The following is a 14321-nucleotide window of genomic DNA, read 5'->3' on the forward strand; positions in this document are numbered from 1 at the left end:
CGGATGAAGAGGGCCCGCCCGTTGATCGCGTTGGCCGTTGCGCTCGCCGTCGGCGGCTGGCTCCTGGCCGCCCGCCCGGCAACGCCCCGGACCCCACCCGGCTCCCCGACCGCCACGGCCGCCCCCGCCGCCAAGCTCCCCACCCCGCACAGCATGCCGGCCAAGCTCACCGACGGCGCCGAGTACACCCCCCTCTTCTACGTCGACGCGACCACCGCTGTCGGCACCGCCCCCACGCCCGACGGCTCAGCCGACCGCCTGATCCTGCGCTCCTCCACCGGCGACCGCGAACTCCGCCGCTTCCCGCAAGACCGCTACGCACAGTTCCTGGGCTTCACGGCGTCCGCCGGCACCCTGTACTGGGCCGAGTCCGCCGCCACCCAGGCCGGCCCCTACGAGACCCGGCTCTGGCGCGCCCCGCTGGACGGCTCCGCCCCGCCGGCTTCCCTAACCGCCAACACCGGCGCCGCGGTCTTCTTCGACTCCGAATACGACCTGGTCATCGCCGACAACCGGGTCAACTGGGTCGCCGCCGACCCCGACAACTCCCAGCGCACGGAGCTGCGTAGCGTACCGATCACCGGCGGCCCCGTCACCACAAAGGCCTTCGACGGCCGCTTCCGCCACACCACCTGGCCCTGGCTGCTGAGCGTCGACGACCAGGCCCCCCTGCAGCTGGCCAACCCGTTGACCGGCGAACGCCGAACCGTCTCCCGCGCCGCCGCCGAATCGGTAGTCTGCACGCCGGAATGGTGCCGCTCGATGGTCCTGGGCGCCGGCCGCAGCCTGTTCGACGCCCGCCACCCCGACGGCTCCGCCCGCCGCCGCATCCCCGGCGACCTGACCGCCGTAACGGTCGACACCGCAATTGCCGGCCACTACGAGATTTTCACGCAGCTCAGCGGCGATCGCGTCGCCCTGGTCGCATACGACTTGACAACCTCCACCATCCAGCCCCTAGCCGCCGACACAGGCGTGACGTCCGCCCGGGCCGGCGTGGTCTGGTGGGCAGACCGCCCCGCCAACCCGACAACCTGGAACGCGATCGACCTCCGCGCGACCCCCACCGCCGGCTGAGCCCGTCCCAAGCCGAACCACGAAGCGCCGCTACCAGGCAGCCACAACACCAACGCGCGCCCACCTCCGCACCGCCGGGTCAGCCGGCGAACGCGGGCACCAGCCCACCACCAGTCTCGACGACGACCATCCGCTCCTTGCCGAGCCAGCGGGGCAATCCGCTCGTCGCGGGCCCGATGACGACGCTGCTGCGGTCCGGGTTCTCGCTCGTCGCCGACCGCGCTCGTCGCCAGCCCCGCCCGTCGCCGACCCGATCGCCCGTCGGCCAGCTCACTCGTCGGTCGGCTCGCTCGTTGTGCGGGCTCGGTGGTTTGGCGGGCTCGCTCGTTGTGCGGGCTCGGTGGTTGTGCGGGCTCGGTGGTTTGGCGGCCTCGCTCGTTGTGCGGGCTCGGTGGTTTGGCGGCCTCGCTCATCAGCCGACTCGCTCGTTGTGCGGGCTCGCTCGTTGGCCAGTTCGCACATCAGCCGACTCGCTCGTCGCCGACCCGTTCGCTCGTTGGCGGGCACGCTCATGAGCCGGTCGCGTCGTTAGCCGGCTCGCTGTTAGCCGGCCAGTTCTCGGATCAGCGCGCCACGAGCACCGCAACCAACGCAAGCGCCCCTGGCAGCGCCTGCACCAGCAGGATCCGGCGGTTGGCGGTTGCCGCACCGTACACCCCGGCGACGATCACGCAGATCAGGAAGAACACCTCGAAGGCCAGGTTCGAGGCAACCAGCCCATACACGAGGCCAGCAGCCAGAAACCCGTTGTACAGCCCCTGATTCGCCGCAAGCGCCTTGCTCTCAGCAGCAAACTCCGCCGTCGTACCGAACGCCGCCCGCGTCCGCGGCGCCGTCCACAGGAACATCTCCAGAACCAGGAAGTAGAGGTGCAGAGCAGCAACAAGCGCAACAAGCACATCGGCGACGATCTTCACGCCCGAGAGCGTACCCGCACCGTCAGCCTCAGCTCCCGCCTGTGTTCAATTCGGCCCCTGCCAGTCTTCAGCCTCCGCTCCTGCCCCTCTTCAGTTAGCGGTCCTGCCCGCCTCAGCTCTGGTTCTGCCCGCCTTCAGCTCTGGTCCTGCGCGCCTCCTCCGACTGCTCGGGAACCTGTGTCTTCTGGGTGTCCACATCTTCCTCGTGCCCGTGGCCGATCAGCCCGTCCACCACCGCGTCGATGGGCTGCGCGATGTAGTCGAACGCCGGCACAGCAATCTCTTCCGCTTCGTCCCGGATGGTGGCGAGGTCGATGGCCTCGTCCACCCGCGGTACTCCGATGTGATCCGTCTTCGCCATACAAACCCGATATCCGCCTCCACCTCCGCGCAAACCACTCGACGTCCCCGGGTCTCCCATCGATCGGGTTACGCGGGCCGACTGACGACCCGGGCAGTCCCATCGGCATGCCGACCACTCCGACCTCGTGGCGTCACTCCGATCTCATCTGGGCAAATCACTCCCATCTGATCGCGTCAAACGCGGCGGCGACGTGTGGCCACAGCGCCGCCGGGTCCCCCTCGGCGAGCTCGCGCCCCGTGTAGTAGCAGGCCAGCGCCAGGCGCGGCGCCAGCACGGCGGTCTCCGACGAGGCGCCCCGCTCGGCAAGCGCCTTGCGCATCCGCTCGGCGAACATCCGGTGCTTGCGGGCGTGGCGGTCCTCCAATTCCGGGTTCTCGGCGAGCAGCCGCTCGCGCTGGACATACTGCTCGGGGTCGCTCGTCACCCCGGCGCAGATCCGCTCGGCAACGGCCCGCAGGAGCCGGAGCGCCTCACCGAAGCTCGGCGCTCCCCCGCGCTCAGTGCGAGGCAGCTCCAGCCCGTCGAGCCACTCCCGCTCGCCGGCGAACACGACCTCCTGCTTGTCGCCGAAGTAGCGGAAGAAGGTCGTCCGGCCCACCTCGGCCCGCTCCGCGATGTCGGCAACGGTCACCTCGGCATACCCGCGCTCCGCAAACAGGTCATACGCCGCCGCGACGATCTCTTCTCGCGCCCTTTGCTGCTTACGCTCCCGCAGCGACACCTCGTGAACGGCCACGGGAACAGTCTAGCGTTCTTGAACTCAGTCCGCTACGGTACCCAGTACCAAAACGAACTCGATACCAAGGAGGCAGTCATGCGAGCGGTGCAGATCAGGGAGTTCGGCGGTCCCGAGGTCTTGCAGGTGTATGACCTGCCGGACCCCGATCCCGGGCCCGGCGAACTGCTCGTGGAGGTCGCACGATGCGGGGTCAACTTCGCAGACTCGCTCCTGCGCGACGACGGCTACATCGCCCCGACAACGCTGCCGGTGATTCCCGGCTGCGAAGTGGTCGGCCGCGCGCCCGACGGCCGGCGGGTGGCCGGAATGGTTCCCAGCGGCGGCTACGCAGAGCGAGTGGCCGTTCCGGAAGCGCACCTGTTCGACGTCCCCGACGAGGTCGACGACGTCGAGGCGCTCGCGCTGCTCGCACAAGGCCTGACGGCATGGTGGCTGATCAACCACACGACCCGCGTCCAGCCGGGCGAGACCGTCGTCGTTCACGCCGCAGCCGGCGGCGTCGGCTCGCTGGCCATCCAGCTGGCCCTGCTGTCCGGCGCCGGCCGGGTGATCGCCGCGGCCGGCACGCCCGAGAAGCGTGCCGTAGCCATCACGCTCGGCGCCGACAACGCGGTCGACCCCGCCGCCGACGACCTGACCGCCGAGCTGTGCGCCGCCAACGACGGCGAGCAGATCGACGTGGTGCTCGAGATGACCGGCGGCCACGTCACCGACCAGAGCCTGGCCGCGCTGGCACCGCTCGGCCGTCTCGCCTTCTACGGCATGGCCAGCGGCGTCGAGCCGTCGAGCGTGCCGCCCCACAATCTCCAGCGCCGCTCGACAACGGTCAGCGGCTTCTGGCTCAAGCACGCCCTCGCCCGCCCGGAGCTGCTCGCCAAGGCCTACGCCGAGCTCTGTTCCTTGGCAGCAAACGGCAGCCTGCGGGTCATCCACGGCGGCGACTACGGCATGTCGTTGGTGGGCCGCGCCCACGAACACCTTCGCGACCGCCGCACCATCGGCAAGCTCGTCCTGGACCCGAGCCGATGACCGGCCGCCAACGACCCCGGATGCTCTCCACCGAGCCAGACCGCAATCGCCAGATCCGATCCAGGTGCCGACCCGCCCGACCACCCAACACCAACCCCCCTACCCACCAAACCGGAGCCCGCCCGCCCCCTGCCACCCGGCCCAGGCGCCGCAAGCGCACGGCCGCGCACTTGCCGGCTGCCGCGCCCCGCCGGTGAGGACGGCGTGCGGCACCAATGCCGCCGGTGCACTCCGCCCGCGGAGGCCCGGCCCGCCGGCGGCCCGGAACCGGCACTGGCGGGCAGGCCATAGTCGCCGTGGCGGCCGTGGCCTGGCCGCCCGCGCGGGCCTGGCACCAACGCGGCCACGGCGCTGCGCCTGCGCCTGCGCCCGCGGACCGGGCAGGCCATAGTCGCCGTGGCGGCCGTGGCCTGGCCGCCCGCGCGGGCCTGGCACCAACGCGGCCACGGCGCTGCGCCTGCGCCCGCGCCCGCGGACCGGGCACGCCGGCCGGTCCGCGCAGCACCCGACTGCAGGCCGGACGCGGCGGCCGGTCCGCGGAGCACTCGGCTGGAGGCCGGGCGCAGCGGCCGGTCGACGCAGCACCACCCGACTACGGGCCCGACGACGGCACACCCGAATGCAGGCCGGACGCGGCGGCCGGTCGACGGCGCACCACCCGACTGCAGGCCGACGGCGGAGCACCCGGTTGGGGGCCGACGACGGCGAATCACCCCGCTGCGGGCGTCACGTCCGCCGGCGTGGTCTATGGGTGGCCGGCGCCTGATCGTATTGATTGCTGCCAGAACGGTCCAGGCAACGGGAGTGCTCACCCACCCGCGGCTACCAGGCACCGAGTCTGCCAGCGGCTGACCTGGCAGCTCCCGTTAGGCGGCATGGCGGCCACTGCAGCTGGGTGTCGATAGCCGCCGGTGGGGCACGGCCGTCATCGGCGCCGGCCCCGGGCGGTGCGGCAGGTCGCGCGTTGTGGATGTCTCGGCCGTCGGACGAACCTCCGATCGGCGTCGCCGGGCCGGACGTATGTCTCCGTGATCATGCTGTCCGCGTGACCGCACACCGGGTTTGCCATGATCCCGGAGACTTTCGGTACACGGGGGTACATCAGCACTCCGTGATCATGAAAAACCGTTGGTGTCGGTGGCGGGTCGGGCATGATCGCGGAGACTTCTGGTCGCTGCGCTGTGGTCCGCGGCGCGCAGCGCCCGCCGCGGGAGGCGGCTGTCAGGAGCCGACGATGACCTGCGTGGTGGGCTCTTCGTCGTCGGGTGGTCGCGGCGGCGGGCCGTGCTGAGGAGAGGAGGGCCGGGGCTGGTAGTCGAACGGCGTCAACGGGGCTGAGAACGGTGGGATCGCTGGGGAGGCTGGTTCGTCGTCGTCATCCGGCACGACCTGGGGCACCACGCGGTGGACGGTGGCCAGGACCGTTGCGATCATCAGGCCCGCGGTGCCGGCGATGCCGAGGGCGCCGCCTGCGTAGGCGGCGAAGAGGCGGCGGCGGCTCAGGTCGTCGACGGTGCGGGCGATCACCCCGTCGGTCAGGTACAGGGAGAGCAGGGCGCCGGCCAGCAAGCCGGCGGAGATCAATGCCAGGAAGGTGGCGGTGTAGGTGCTGGCGGGGCCGTAGCGTACGCCGCCGTGGCTGCCCTGGGCGATGACGATGAACAGGCCGGCGATCGCGGCCCAGGCACCGACGACGAGCAGGGCGGCCACCGCGTCGCTCGGGCGGTGCCAGCCGGCCGACAAGGTGGCCACGCCGGCCAGGGAGGTGAAGACCGCGCCGATGAGGGCGACCGGGCCGCGGGCCCTCGCGGGTACCACCAGGACCAGAGCGACGGCGACCGAGGCGGCGATCGTGGTGTGGCCGCTGGGCAGGCTGTTGCCGGCCGCGGCGCGCTCCGGGTCGACGCCCAGGTCGGGGCGGAAGAGGACCGCCTTGAGGAGCTGGGTGGTCGCGTTGGCGCCGCCGATGAGCAGGAGCGCGCCCGCCGCCAGGGCGACCCGGCGGCGGGCCAGGGCGATGAAGCCGATGGCGATCGTCGCGGCGGTGAGCGACACGATGGAGATGCCGTTGAGGGTGTTGTCGACCAGGCTTTCGACGCGGGCGCGGCCGATGCTGTTGCCGGTGATCGCGACGTAGTCCAGCAGCTGGCCGTGTTCGCTGTTGACGAAAAACCGCCAGACCGCCAAGGCTGACGCCGCCTCCAAAGCGGCCGCCAGCAGCAGCCACAGTGCCAGACCGATCGGCCACCCACGCATGGCTGGCAAGATAGCCCACTTCGACCAGTTGCGCTCAGAGCGATCCTTCTTGCTTCGGTGGTACCGGGTGAGGTCGGCTTTCACGCATGCCCTCGACGCCGTACGGTCCCGTGCTGAGCCACCCCGTCCTACGCCGCGTGCTTCCGGGGCTGGCGGTCTCGGCCCTGGGCGACGGCATGTCGCTCGTCGCGGTCGGGTGGCTGGCGCTGCAGCTGGCCCCGGGCGGGAGTCGCGGCGCCTGGGTCGCGGCCGCGGTCGCCGCGTACTCGCTGCCGAGCGCGCTCGGCGGGGTGCTGTTCGGCCGGTACCTCAAGGATCGCAGCGGCGCACAGCTCGCCGGCTGGAACGCGGTCCTGCGCGCGGCGTGCCTCGGTGCGGTCACGGTCGCCTATGTGGCCGGATTCCTGCAGATCGGCTTGTACGTCGTGCTGCTCGCGCTGTCGTCCCTGCTGGCGGCGTGGGGCTCCGCGGGGCGGTACACGCTGATCGCCGAGCTACTGCCCCAGGAGCATCACCTGGCCGCGAACAGCCTGATGACCGCGATCGGCGAGTTCGCCACGATCGTCGGGCCGCCGCTGGCCGGCGTGCTCATCGGCTGGTCGAACGCGGCGGCGGTGATCGCGCTGGATGCGGCCAGTTTCGCGGTCCTGGCCGCGACATACCGCCTAGCCATGCCCAAGCTCTCCTCGACACCGCTAAATAATGATAAATCCGGAAAGTCCGGACACAGAGTGTCTGGACTTTCCGGAACAAAAGCCACCGCAGCCAGGACCACGACCAGCCAAGCCGGCCCAGCCAGCACGACGGCCGGCCCAGCCAGCACGACGGCCAGCCCAGCCGGCACGACAGCCGACGCGGAGAGCACGACGGCCGACGCGGACAGCGCCGCGGCAAACGCAGTCAGCACCGCGGCCGCCGAGGCCGACGCGGTGGCACAGACGCAAGACGAGGCGGAGGCGACGAGCGAAGCCCAAGCCGAAGCGGCAGCGACGCGGCGGGCGCTCATCGGGCTGTCGGTGGTGTTCTTCCTGCTGTTCGGGCCGTTCTACGTCGCCCTGCCGATCTACGTCGCCGACGAGCTGCACGCCTCGGCCACCGTGCTCGGGTTGTACCTCACCGCGTTCGGGGTGGGGGCGGTCGCGGGCGGGATCGCCACCGGGTACCTGCGGCGGCTCCCGCTGTGGCCGACCGTCGTCGGCATCGTGATCGCGTTCGGCGCGGCCCTGCTGCCGCTCGGGCTCGGGGCGCCCGCGGCGGTGGCGCTGCCGGCGTTCGCGGTCGGCGGGCTGTGCTGGGCGCCGTACCTGCCGACGGTCATGGCATTGTTCCAGCGGACCACGCCGGCCGGGCGGCTCCCGCGGGTGCTGGCGACCTTCGGATCGATGACGGTGATCGCGGTACCGCTCGGTACCGCGATCGGCGGGCCGCTCGTGACCGCGTTCGGCGCGCGGCCCACGCTGCTCGGATGCGCGATCGGGACGATCGCGCTCGGCGTCGTCGGGGCGTCTGTCATGATCTGGGGGTATTTCGGCGGTACACGGGAGAAAACGCACCCCGCTGGGTACATACAGCGTTGACCGCAACAAAGGGGGCGTGCGCATGGGGCTCGTTGGCTACCTGGTGGAAGCGACCGACGGCGAGGTCGGCGCGATCGACCGGCGGACGTACGACGGACGGCAGGTCCTGGTGGCGGACGCCGACGGCGCGCTGCTGCAGGTGGACGTGAACAGCGTGGAGCGTATCGACCACCGCGACCACCGGGTGTACCTGGGCGTCAGCCGGGGCGACCTGCGCCGCCGCTGACGGGCGTCAGCCGGCGGGACCGGCCCGGGGCGCGATGATCTGGCCGGTGTAGGCGACGGCGTCGAGGTAGGCGCGGGCCGCGTCCTGCACCGGCAGCGGCGCGGCGAGCAGCATCGGCAGGTCGGAGGCCTCGTATGCGGCCACGAGCGACAGCAGCTCCCCCAGTGGCCCGGCCCCGCGGACGAGCGCGTCGGTGACCTCGCCGGTCAGCGACAGCCGCACGGCGAGCTCGGCGGCGGCCTGGCCGAGCAGCTCGGCGACCGCGGAGACGAGGCCGACGGTGAACGCGGCCTCGGGCGGCAGGCCCATCCGGCCGGCGATGTTCTGGCACATCCGGGCCCGGGTGATGGCCCCGGACAGCTGCTGGGTTCCCGGGTCGTCCAGATCGCTGACCAGCATGAGGATGGCCCAGTCGCGCAGCCGGTCGACGCCGAGCAGTAGCACGGCCTCGTGCACGGAGGCGACCCGGACCGGCAGGCCGAGCGAGTCGGCGTTGGCGGCCGCCATGAGCCGCAGGCTGAGCGCCGGGTCGCTGGTGACCAGGGCGACCACCCGGGCGAGCGGAATGCCGGGGCCGACCAGCAGGCTGAGCAGCTCCACCCGGGCCAGCCGGGACGGTGACAGCGCGGCGGCGCTGACCACCTGCGGGCGGCCCAGCACGTAGCCCTGGAAGTAGTCGAAGCCCAGGGCCCGGGCCCGCTCGAGCTGCTCGGGCGTCTCCAGCCGTTCGGCGATCAGGTTGATGCCGGGGTACCGCCGGCAGCGGGCGACCGTCGCGGCGAGTTCGTCCGGCGGGGTCTCCAGCACGTCGATCTTCACGTAGGTGGCCAGTTCGAGCAGGGGTTCGTGGCCGAGGCCGAAGACGTAGTCGTCGAGCGCGATGCGGTACCCCTGCCGGACCAGACCCGCCACGGCGGACACCACGGCGTCGTCGATCCGCACGGTCTCCAGGACCTCGAGGACCACCTGCTCGGCGTCGAAGGGCAGCGGCAGGTCGCCGACCAGGAACTCCCGGGTCAGGTTCACGAAGCACAGCCCGCGCCCGCACAGCGGCTCGATGCCGATCTCGGTGAACGCGGTGATGATCACCCGGCTGGTGGCGTAGGCGCCGCGCTCGTCGGCCTCGACCGCCTCGGCGTCGCCGCGGAAGAGCAGCTCGTAGCCGTGGACGGCGCCGTCCGCGGCGAAGATCGGCTGGCGGCCGACATGGACTGCGCCGGAAGCGGGAAACATACCGCACACATCGTCTCCACCGGCCGCGATCTGCGGATTTCCGCGGGGGCGGGGTCGGTCAGGCGGCGCCGGCCAGGGCGTGGACCTTCCAGCCCAGGTCGGGGAAGCCGGCCGCGACCGCGACGTGGGCGCTGGCGGTGTTCGCCGGCTCGTGCAGATAGGTCGGTACCGCACCGGCGGCGACGATCCGCCGGGCCGCCCGGGCCACCAGGCGCCGGGCGAGGCCCTGGCCGCGGGCCCGTTCCTCGGTGCCGACGGAGATCTCGATCCCGGTGGGGTCGTGCGGCTTGAGCCCGACGCCGGCCAGGTACTCCCCCGTGCCCGGCTCCCGGGCGACGAGCACCTCGCCGGGGAACGGCCGCAGCCAGTCGGGCAGGCCGGGGCCGTCGGACGGCTCCCACGCCCCCGCGTCGGGCAGGCCGGCGGGCGCCTCGCTCCAGCGGAAGATCCCGGCGAAGAAGTGCTGCTCGGGCCGGCCGACGAGGGCCGGCAGCCGCTCGGCCAGCGCCGCCTCGGCCTGGGCCGGGTCGAGCCCGGCGACCAGGGCGGCGACGGCGTCGCGGCAGGCCGGCGGCACGGAGAGCACGCCGCGGCCGGCCGCGTCGGTCACGCCGAGGGCGCGCTGCTCGCCGCCGTCCCAGCGCGGCTGCTCCCGGCGGGGGCTGCCGACCACGACCAGCGTTTGCGGGGGCGGCCAGTCGCCCAGCCAGGCCCGCAGGAACCGTTCGAGCACCAGCAGATCCTAGGCTGTGCTTCAGCCCTGGACGCGGTACTGGGCGTTGAGGGCCTCGGCGACGCGCTTGGTCCACTCGGCCGGGCCGTCCACGGCCCAGTTGTCGCCGATCGCCATGTACAGCGGCACCCGGCGGCCGGACAGGGCCGTCCACTGCGCCTCGACGTCGCTGTGTGCCGCATACACCCCGATGCCGACCTCGGCGCCGGCGGCCGTGCAGCGGCCCTGGCCGAGCGCGTTGCCGGCGCCCTCGACGGCCTCGTAGCCGGTGCACTCCAGCCCGCGCCGGTCGAGGTAGTCCACGAGCGCCTGCGGCGACGGGAAGCGCTGCGGCGGGGACTCCGCGGCGGCGGCCGGCTCCCGGTCGATCCGCCCGATCAGCACGGCGAGCAGCGCCCCGGCCAGCACGACCCCGGCCGCGAGCAGGGCGATGAGCAGGGCGGGCGGACGGTGGATGTGGTGCTCCCGCGGCGGCGGGGGCGGCAGCGGCTGCGTCGCCTCGGGGTCGTGCGGCCCGAGATCGTGCGATCCGGGATCGAGGGGGTGTTCCAGGGTCTGGCGGGGCGGCTGGGTCACGCGAGATAGCTAACCCGGGGCGTTCGGGAACGCGGCACACCCGAACGGGCAAACTTTGCGCAAAGCCCTATGGACATCCGCACATCCCCCGGCCGGACGACCCCGGACCGGCGCTCAGGCCGGCGGCAGGGACACCGCGATCTCCTCGCCCAGGGCCGCGCCGCCGAGCAGCTCCAGGCCGTCGCCGCTCCAGAACCGGCCCGGGTCGTACCAGTTGGCGCGCCGTCCCTTGGCGAGCAGGCCCATGTCCTCGTAGGTGACCGCGACCACCTCGGCGCAGTAGGCGGTCTCCAGGGTGCCGGAGGTCTGCTCGCGCAGGTGCGGCAGGCGGCCCTTGAACCAGCGGCCGGCCAGCCGGGCGGTGGACGGGAACGGGGTGCCGTCCAGCCGGGCGATCGTGCGCAGTACCGCATCCTCCATCGCGGCATTCGCCTCCGGGAACAGCTGGCGCAGCCAGGCGCGCTGCCCGTAGCGGCGGCCCCACACGAGGACCGCGTCGCGCAGGTCGTGCAGCTGCACGCCGCGCTGGTGACTGCCCGTCCACCGGTCGGGCAGCGAGCGGCCCAGCTCGGCGTGCCACATCAGCGGCGGCAGGTCGTCGAGGACGACCGCCATGCCGACGTGGTTGACCGGGCTGTTGGTCAGGGTCTGGATGGCGCGGTCGGCGGTCGTACGGCCGCGGAACACCCACACGTCACCCGTGCGGGTCATCCGCACGGCCTCGTCGAGATCGACCATCACCGGCATTACCCTAGGGGCTCATGCGCATGAAGTGGTGGAAGGTGCTCGGGCTCGCGGGTGTCGTCGGGGTGGCGGCCACGGGCGTGCTGGTCGTGCGGGCCGAGCGGCGGCGCCTGGCGTACACCCCGGAAGAGGTCAGGGCCAAGCTCCGGGAGCGGCACGCGGTCGCGGCGGCCCCGACGAGTCGCGGCTCACGTACCGGTGATCAGGAAGGTCACATAGGGTAGGGACCGTGCAGCCACAGACTTCTCAGGCCGACCCGCTGCGGGTCCTGTTCCTCGAAAACATCCACCCGATCGCGGTCGAGCGGATGCGCGCCGAGGGATACGAAGTGGAGACCGTCGGCCGCGCCCTGGACGAGGACGAGCTGATCGCCCGGCTCGACGGTGTCCACCTGCTGGGTATCCGGTCCAAGACGCAGGTCACCGCCGCTGCGCTGTCCGCCGCGACGCAGCTGCGCGCGATCGGCGCGTTCTGCATCGGCACCGACCAGATCGACCTGCGCAGCGCCGCCGAGTCCGGCATCGCGGTGTTCAACGCCCCGTTCTCCAACACGCGCAGCGTGGTGGAGCTGGCCATCGCCGAGATCATCGCGCTGACCCGCCGGCTCACCGAGAAGAACGCCGGCATGCACGACGGCGTCTGGAACAAGGACGCCGAGGGCTCGCACGAGATCCGCGGACGGTCCATCGGCATCGTGGGCTACGGCAACATCGGCACGCAGCTGTCGGTCCTCGCCGAGAATCTCGGGCTTCGGGTGTATTTCTACGACACGTCGGAGAAGCTCGCGCTCGGTAACGCGGTGCGCTGCAACTCCCTCGACGAGCTGCTCGAGGTCGCCGACATCGTCACGCTGCACGTCGACGGGCGGCCCGGCAACAGCGGCTTCTTCGGCGAGGAGCAGTTCGCCAGGATGCGCCCCAAGAGCATCTTCCTCAACCTCAGCCGCGGCTTCGTCATCGACCACGACGCCCTGGGCCGGCACCTCGGCAACGGCCACCTCGCCGGCGCCGCCGTCGACGTGTTCCCGAAGGAGCCCAAGGCCAAGGGCGACGAGTTCGTCTCGGCGCTGCGCGGCCTGCCCAACGTCATCCTGACGCCGCACATCGGCGGCTCGACGGAGGAGGCCCAGTCCGACATCGGCTCGTTCGTGGCGGAGAAGCTGCACAAGTACATCGCGGAGGGCTCCACGACGCTCAGCGTCAACCTGCCCTCGCTCAACCTGCAGCAGGCCCCGGAGACGCACCGCATCGCCCTGCTGCACCACAACGTGCCGGGCGTGCTCGCCGACGTCAACAGCATCTTCGCCGGCCACAAGGTCAACGTCGAGGGCCAGATCCTGGCGACCCGCGGTGAGTACGGCTACCTCCTCACCGACATCGCCATCGACTACCCGCAGGACATCCTGGCCCAGCTGGCCGGCATGGCCACCACGGTCCAGGTCCGCGTCCTGTCCTGACCCGCGTCGCCGCGCCGGTAGAGTGCGCGGGTGTCGCCTCGTGAGCTCGTCGTGCTGGGCACCGCCAGCCAGGTGCCGACCCGGACGCGCAACCACAACGGGTACTTCCTGAGCTGGGACGGCGAGGGGATCCTGTTCGACCCGGGCGAGGGCACCCAGCGGCAGATGGCGCACGCCGGGGTGGCGGCGGGCGACGTGACCCGGATCTGCATCACGCATTTCCACGGCGACCACTGCCTGGGGCTGCCGGGCGTGATCCAGCGGATCTCGCTGGACCGGTCGCCGTGCGAGGTGCAGGCCTACTTCCCGGCCGGCGGCGAGCGGTACTTCGACCGCCTCCGGTACGCCACCCCGTTCCACGACCGCGCGAATGTCACGAAACATCCGGTTACCGCCGACGGCGTGATCGCGCAGACCGACCGGTTCCGGATCGAGGCGCACGCGCTCGACCACGGCATCGAGGCGTTCGGCTACCGGCTCGTGGAGGCCGACGGGCGGCGGATGCTGCCGGACCGGCTGCGGGAGCGCGGCATCGTGGGGCCCGACGTCGCGGTGCTGCAGCGGACCGGCATCCTGCGGGGGGTGCGGCTGGAGGAGGTGAGCGAGCCCCGGCGGGGGCAGCGCTTCGCGTTCGTGATGGACACGCGGCTCTGCGCCGGCATCGGACGGCTGGCCGACGGAGCCGACGTGCTGGTGATCGAGTCCACGTACCTCTCCGAGGACGAGGGACTGGCCGTCGAGCACGGGCACCTGACCGCCCGGCAGGCGGCGCGGGTGGCCGCGGAGTGCGGGGTGGGCACGCTCGTGCTCACCCACTTCTCGCAGCGCTACGACGACCCGTCGCGCTTCCGGCGGGAGGCGGAAGCGGTGTTCGACGGCGAGGTTGTCGTGGCCGAGGACCTGATCCGGGTCAGGATCCGCGGCTGAGGCTCGGGGCTAACCGGTCGTGAGTCAGTCACATTCCTTGCAGATCGGCGCGCCGTTGCGTTCGCGGGCCAGCTGGCTGCGGTGGTGCACGAGGAAGCAGCTGGAGCAGCGGAACTCATCGCCGCGCATCGGGACGACGGGCACGGTCAGTTCTTCGTCGGGCAGCTCCGCGCCCGGTAGCTCGAAGCCTGCCTCGCTGTCGTCGACGTCGACCGATGACGACTGCACGTTGGACCGGCGGGCAGTGAGCTCCTCGAGGCTGTCCTCGGCGAGGTCGCTGCTGACCGGGTGGCGCGGCGCGTCGTAGTCGGTGCTGATGGCCATGGCGTTCACCCTCTCTTGGTGACTTGGTGGTGCAAAGAACGCCGCCGGCCTCGGATGTGTTCCCGACCGACATGAATGAATCCCGGTGTGGCCCGACTCACGCCGATTCACGGGGAACGGCGCCGTTTCGGTCCACTGTGGAC

At 72.0% G+C, this 14321-nt stretch carries 16 protein-coding genes and 1 pseudogene; 7 read left to right on the forward strand and 10 right to left on the reverse strand.

Translation table 11 applies throughout. The features are described 5' to 3' along the window. The first annotated feature begins 3 nt into the window (after positions 1-3). On the forward strand, positions 4-1077 hold the full coding sequence (locus ACQPXD_RS32875) for a hypothetical protein (RefSeq protein ID WP_432825221.1): 1074 nt from the start codon (positions 4-6) through the stop codon (positions 1075-1077). A gap of 79 nt (positions 1078-1156) precedes the next feature. Here the strand turns inward: ACQPXD_RS32875 and ACQPXD_RS32880 are convergent, their stop codons facing one another. The 4 genes from ACQPXD_RS32880 to ACQPXD_RS32895 all read right to left on the reverse strand — a co-directional run bounded on the left by ACQPXD_RS32880 (position 1157) and on the right by ACQPXD_RS32895 (position 3094). Continuing rightward, complete coding sequence (locus tag ACQPXD_RS32880; protein ID WP_432825222.1) at positions 1157-1351, reverse strand: hypothetical protein; 195 nt, start codon at positions 1349-1351, stop codon at positions 1157-1159. A 289-nt stretch (positions 1352-1640) separates the two neighbouring features. Then, entirely contained in the window at positions 1641-1994 is a 354-nt protein-coding gene (locus tag ACQPXD_RS32885) for a DUF1304 domain-containing protein (protein ID WP_432825223.1), read from the reverse strand. A gap of 112 nt (positions 1995-2106) precedes the next feature. Then, positions 2107-2322, reverse strand: coding sequence for a hypothetical protein (locus ACQPXD_RS32890; RefSeq protein WP_432825224.1), 216 nt, complete (start codon positions 2320-2322; stop codon positions 2107-2109). A 190-nt stretch (positions 2323-2512) separates the two neighbouring features. Then, entirely contained in the window at positions 2513-3094 is a 582-nt protein-coding gene (locus ACQPXD_RS32895; protein ID WP_432825225.1) for a TetR/AcrR family transcriptional regulator, read from the reverse strand. Between ACQPXD_RS32895 and ACQPXD_RS32900 the strand changes: the two genes are divergently transcribed. After that, complete coding sequence (locus tag ACQPXD_RS32900) at positions 3083-4126, forward strand: quinone oxidoreductase family protein (protein WP_432825226.1); 1044 nt, start codon at positions 3083-3085, stop codon at positions 4124-4126. The genes ACQPXD_RS32895 and ACQPXD_RS32900 overlap by 12 nt on opposite strands. A gap of 1389 nt (positions 4127-5515) precedes the next feature. On the opposite strand, the pseudogene ACQPXD_RS32905 reads toward ACQPXD_RS32900, so the two are convergent. Next, a pseudogene (locus tag ACQPXD_RS32905) lies at positions 5516-6382 on the reverse strand (phosphatase PAP2 family protein); the annotation flags it as partial. 137 nt (positions 6383-6519) lie between these two features. Between ACQPXD_RS32905 and ACQPXD_RS32910 the strand changes: the two are divergent. Together ACQPXD_RS32910 and ACQPXD_RS32915 are read left to right on the forward strand one after the other, a co-directional pair. Next, positions 6520-7959, forward strand: a complete 1440-nt coding sequence (locus tag ACQPXD_RS32910) for an MFS transporter (protein WP_432825227.1) — start codon at positions 6520-6522, stop codon at positions 7957-7959. A gap of 22 nt (positions 7960-7981) precedes the next feature. Continuing rightward, positions 7982-8185: a hypothetical protein gene (locus tag ACQPXD_RS32915; protein WP_432825228.1), complete on the forward strand. Its 204-nt coding sequence runs from the start codon at positions 7982-7984 to the stop codon at positions 8183-8185. A gap of 6 nt (positions 8186-8191) precedes the next feature. Here the strand turns inward: ACQPXD_RS32915 and ACQPXD_RS32920 are convergent, their stop codons facing one another. From ACQPXD_RS32920 to ACQPXD_RS32935, 4 genes are all read right to left on the reverse strand, one after another. Next, positions 8192-9418: an EAL and HDOD domain-containing protein gene (locus ACQPXD_RS32920; RefSeq protein ID WP_432825229.1), complete on the reverse strand. Its 1227-nt coding sequence runs from the start codon at positions 9416-9418 to the stop codon at positions 8192-8194. A 58-nt stretch (positions 9419-9476) separates the two neighbouring features. After that, the gene (locus ACQPXD_RS32925) at positions 9477-10151 is read right to left on the reverse strand and encodes a GNAT family N-acetyltransferase (RefSeq protein ID WP_432825230.1); all 675 of its coding nucleotides are present in this window, start codon (positions 10149-10151) and stop codon (positions 9477-9479) included. Positions 10152-10172: 21 nt separating this feature from the next. Next, entirely contained in the window at positions 10173-10727 is a 555-nt protein-coding gene (locus ACQPXD_RS32930) for a hypothetical protein (protein ID WP_432825231.1), read from the reverse strand. A 114-nt stretch (positions 10728-10841) separates the two neighbouring features. Then, positions 10842-11474, reverse strand: coding sequence for a hypothetical protein (locus ACQPXD_RS32935; RefSeq protein ID WP_432825232.1), 633 nt, complete (start codon positions 11472-11474; stop codon positions 10842-10844). Between the two features lie 14 nt (positions 11475-11488). Here ACQPXD_RS32935 and ACQPXD_RS32940 point away from each other — a divergent pair, with 14 nt between their 5' ends. From ACQPXD_RS32940 to ACQPXD_RS32950, 3 genes are read left to right on the forward strand one after another with little or no spacing between them, the layout of a single operon-like run. Then, complete coding sequence (locus tag ACQPXD_RS32940; protein ID WP_432825233.1) at positions 11489-11695, forward strand: hypothetical protein; 207 nt, start codon at positions 11489-11491, stop codon at positions 11693-11695. A gap of 5 nt (positions 11696-11700) precedes the next feature. Continuing rightward, a complete protein-coding gene (serA, locus tag ACQPXD_RS32945) occupies positions 11701-12927 on the forward strand; it encodes a phosphoglycerate dehydrogenase (RefSeq protein ID WP_432825234.1) in 1227 nt (408 codons plus the stop codon). 30 nt (positions 12928-12957) lie between these two features. Next, positions 12958-13854 (forward strand): ribonuclease Z, encoded by an 897-nt coding sequence (locus ACQPXD_RS32950; RefSeq protein ID WP_432825235.1) that lies wholly within the window; start codon positions 12958-12960, stop codon positions 13852-13854. A 24-nt stretch (positions 13855-13878) separates the two neighbouring features. Here ACQPXD_RS32950 and ACQPXD_RS32955 read toward each other — a convergent pair whose 3' ends face one another. Further along, positions 13879-14172: a DUF4193 domain-containing protein gene (locus ACQPXD_RS32955; RefSeq protein WP_432844044.1), complete on the reverse strand. Its 294-nt coding sequence runs from the start codon at positions 14170-14172 to the stop codon at positions 13879-13881. Between the last annotated feature and the right edge of the window lie 149 nt (positions 14173-14321).

Source organism: Dactylosporangium sp. CA-092794, from assembly GCF_050948465.1.
GTDB lineage: Bacteria > Actinomycetota > Actinomycetes > Mycobacteriales > Micromonosporaceae > Dactylosporangium.